General features: G+C 37.0%; 4 protein-coding genes. 2 read left to right on the top strand and 2 right to left on the bottom strand.

All coding sequences use genetic code 11. The annotated features are described in order from the left end of the window. Both V7137_RS29605 and V7137_RS29600 read left to right on the top strand, forming a co-directional pair. Nucleotides 1-650 (top strand): helix-turn-helix transcriptional regulator (locus V7137_RS29605; RefSeq protein WP_335701376.1); only part of this gene is annotated, 650 nt, incomplete at its 5' end. An 83-nt stretch (nt 651-733) separates the two neighbouring features. Further along, nucleotides 734-976, top strand: coding sequence for a DUF2626 domain-containing protein (locus tag V7137_RS29600; RefSeq protein WP_335701375.1), 243 nt, complete (start codon nt 734-736; stop codon nt 974-976). Between the two features lie 209 nt (nt 977-1,185). Here V7137_RS29600 and V7137_RS29595 read toward each other — a convergent pair whose 3' ends face one another. Then, a complete protein-coding gene (locus V7137_RS29595; RefSeq protein ID WP_335701374.1) occupies nt 1,186-2,277 on the bottom strand; it encodes a class I SAM-dependent methyltransferase in 1,092 nt (363 codons plus the stop codon). 162 nt (nt 2,278-2,439) lie between these two features. Further along, nucleotides 2,440-3,075 carry an MBL fold metallo-hydrolase gene (locus V7137_RS29590; protein ID WP_335701373.1) on the bottom strand — a complete coding sequence of 212 codons (636 nt, stop codon included), beginning with the start codon at nt 3,073-3,075 and terminating at the stop codon, nt 2,440-2,442. Nucleotides 3,076-3,221 lie beyond the last annotated feature (146 nt).

The raw sequence follows: 3,221 nt of genomic DNA, 5'->3' as shown, positions 1-3,221 counted from the left end.
ACTATATTTATCAATACATTACCAAACGCCATCAAGAAGTAACAGTTCAAGAGGTGGCAGAAAACTTTAATATTCACCCGAATGTTGCACGACTGCATTTATCTAAGCTTGAAGATGTGAATATGTTAGCATCTGAAACAAAGAAAACGGGTAAAGGCGGCAGACCAAGCAGATTGTATCGTTTATCAGATGATGTCATTCAGCTGCATTTCCCATATCGTGACTACATGCTTTTATCTAAAGTCGCAATCCAAACCATGATTTCACTCGGAGAAGCTGGAAAAAAAGCACTTTATCTAACTGGAAAACGGTTTGGTACTGAAGTGATTGAACAAGAAAAAGCAAAAAGAGCGTTTGGCGAGGAATTAGAATTTGAACAAAAGCTAACAATACTAAAAAGCGCTGCAACTCTAGCGGGTTTCTATCCTGAATTTGAAGCAAACGGTGAAAAAACAAAAATCTATTTCCAAATATTCAATTGTCCTTTCAAAGAAGTAGCCGAAGAACATTCGGAAACGGTTTGTAGTATGCACCATGAATTCCTTAAGGGAATGTTTGGAGCATTGTTTGAATCCGTTGAGTTAATTGAAAAAGAAAATATTATTTCGGGATGTGAAACTTGTTCATATCAAGCGCTGGTAACAAACTAATTCGAAACCATTATTTACATTATACCTCCTCTTACTTTATAATATTGTAATGATGGTATCGCAGGGTAAAAGGAGGGATACATATGGAACGCATGTTCAGAGTTTGTGGTTTCTGGACGGGCATTTTTACAGTAATGTTTTATCTTGGAGATTTGGATAAAACGGCACTGTTATTCTTAGCCCAAACAGGTTTTTTTGTTCTGCTCAGCTATCTAAAACTATCCGAGCGCATGTATTTGTGGGTATTCGGAGCATACTTAACCATTTTCTTCGCGGGCTTCACTTATTGGACAACGTTTATGATGGTGCCTGGTGCAGGACATTAAGAAACAATTAGAAAAAACGCCGGATACTCCGGCGTTTTTTTCTTTATTCAAGGCTATTTTCGCATAGATGGTTGTTTTCGAATATGATCATCAACCCGTAAACTTGATTCCTCGTTGTCATTTCGTAAGAACATTGGCGAAAATTGCCTAGAAACTTAGTAAATGACCCTTATAAAGCTCCAAATGCAACTAAGTTTACGAAAAGAGCCTTATTCAATAAAAACGTCATTCGGACTTAGATTAAGCCCTTTTTGCTGGATGACCACGTGAAAATAGGAACTAATCCCTGAGGGCATAATTAAACTGCGAATTGCACGATTTCGTTTGCTTACCTCAGAAAATGGATTAGGATCATAATGGTTCGCTAATTCTTTCAGAATACCTGCCTTTAATAAAAATTCATCCTGCCGGAGTTTTGTAATAAGGTTTACATTTTCCTGTTCACCTTTTTGAATGAGATAATCAAAATGGATATGGGTGGTGATATCCATTTCCCCTGGCTGAAGCAAAACATCGTCAACCATCTGGTGCTGAAAATAACCTCTCAAACTCCCCTTTGCCCTTCTAGGATCCATCCATTCTTCATTTGTATATCCATAATCTGCTGTCACTACAAACCCTTTTAACAATGAACGAGAAATTTCCCTCAGCATCTCCACCATAGCTAACGGGATTTCTATCCGCTGCTGTTCCGTTAGTTCAATCTTACTTTCCCGTAAAAAGGATAGGATGTCTGAATTGGTTAAGGGAACTTTTTGCTCAAAAAGTTCATCATTACGAATCCCTACCATAATTTCATAAAGTTTCCCATTTTGCTTTTCTATGACATGAACAGGTAAGGCATCAAAGAGTTCATTGGAAAAAATCATTCCCTCAAATGCTGCAACTTCGTTTAAGCTTTCCACTTGGACAATTGGAAAATCAGTCATAAATAATTCCCGTTGTAATTTCCGATGAAATGGGCTGCTTTCAACAATAATATAGGTTAATGGGGTTTGAATCGTTTCCATCCATTCATGTAAAAATGCTTTCGCAAAACGACCATTTCCCGCACCTAGTTCACAAAATACAGGTTCAAGTTGCGCCCGCTTACAAACATGAAAAAACCACTTTGCCATCATCCTTCCATATATGTCCGAAATATTACTTGTTGTGATAAAATCTCCTTGCCGCCCAATTTTCTGTTTGTCCCTCATATAATAACCGAATTCAGGATGATATAAGGCTGCCTCAATATATTTTGCGTAGCTAATTAATTTATTGGATGCACTTGAAAATAATGTGTTAAAAAATGTGTTCATACATGCTCCTTTTTAAATAAACACTATTGACACAGTGTTAACTTTATAATATTGTTAGGTTAGTAGCTTAAACTTTATCCCCTCCCATATTAGAATAGAATATCCCCCAGAAAAACCCTTCTCCGGTTGAGAAGGGTTTTTCTATATTGTCTCCTCTAACTTCTAAAATCCATTCAAAAACGGATTACTGTCCATTTCTGCACCAATAGTTGTCACTGGTCCATGACCAGATAATACATACGTTTCTTCAGGTAAGACAAGCAGCTTATCATGGATACTTTTTAATAACTGTGCTCCATTCCCTTCCGCTAGGTCTGTCCGACCAATGCTGCCTTGAAAAAGTGCATCTCCAGATATTATGAACCCTTCCTTTTCAAAATAATAAGAGACACTTCCAGGTGAATGACCAGGGGTATGAAAAATGCGAAACTCAAAATCGCCAATTTGCATAACGCCTTCATTTTTGATCAAATGATCAGCAGGATTAACCTTTAAAGAATCCTGAATCATAAAAAATTGCGATCCATTTAGGGCAGGGTCTCCTAGCCATTTTTCTTCCTGTTTGTGAAGATAAACTGGAATTTTATAAAAGTCCCTTACTTCATCGACAGCCCCGATATGATCAAAATGCGAATGAGTTAGGAAAATGGCAAGTGGTTTCAGTTTTCTATTGCTCAACAAATGAATAAGCTTTTTCCCTTCGCCGCCTGGGTCAATAATTAGACATGAACGGTCCGAATTTTCTACAATGTAACAGTTCGTTTGAAGTGCCCCTAAGGGGAGTTGTTGCCATTTCATATTTTATTACCTCCAATTGAAATTCCGATAACATTATTTTACACTAAGTAATAAGCAGAGAGAAAGAATACGTTTGGCTAGGTTCTTATTTGCTCTCGACAAATGTGAGAAAAAAATATAAAATAAGAAACGAATGTAAATAATAT

The organism is Neobacillus drentensis, from assembly GCF_036962765.1.
Taxonomy (GTDB): domain Bacteria; phylum Bacillota; class Bacilli; order Bacillales; family Cytobacillaceae; genus Neobacillus; species Neobacillus drentensis_C.
Note: the sequence above shows the minus strand (reverse complement) of the source record. Positions and strands in the feature narration are given on the sequence as shown.

Excerpts from the sequence above, each read along its gene's own strand:
- V7137_RS29600 (WP_335701375.1), top strand. The coding sequence starts at position 734 with ATGGAACGCATGTTCAGAGTTTGTGGTTTCTGGACGGGCATTTTTACA.
- V7137_RS29595 (WP_335701374.1), bottom strand. The coding sequence starts at position 2,277 with ATGAACACATTTTTTAACACATTATTTTCAAGTGCATCCAATAAATTA.
- V7137_RS29590 (WP_335701373.1), bottom strand. The coding sequence starts at position 3,075 with ATGAAATGGCAACAACTCCCCTTAGGGGCACTTCAAACGAACTGTTAC.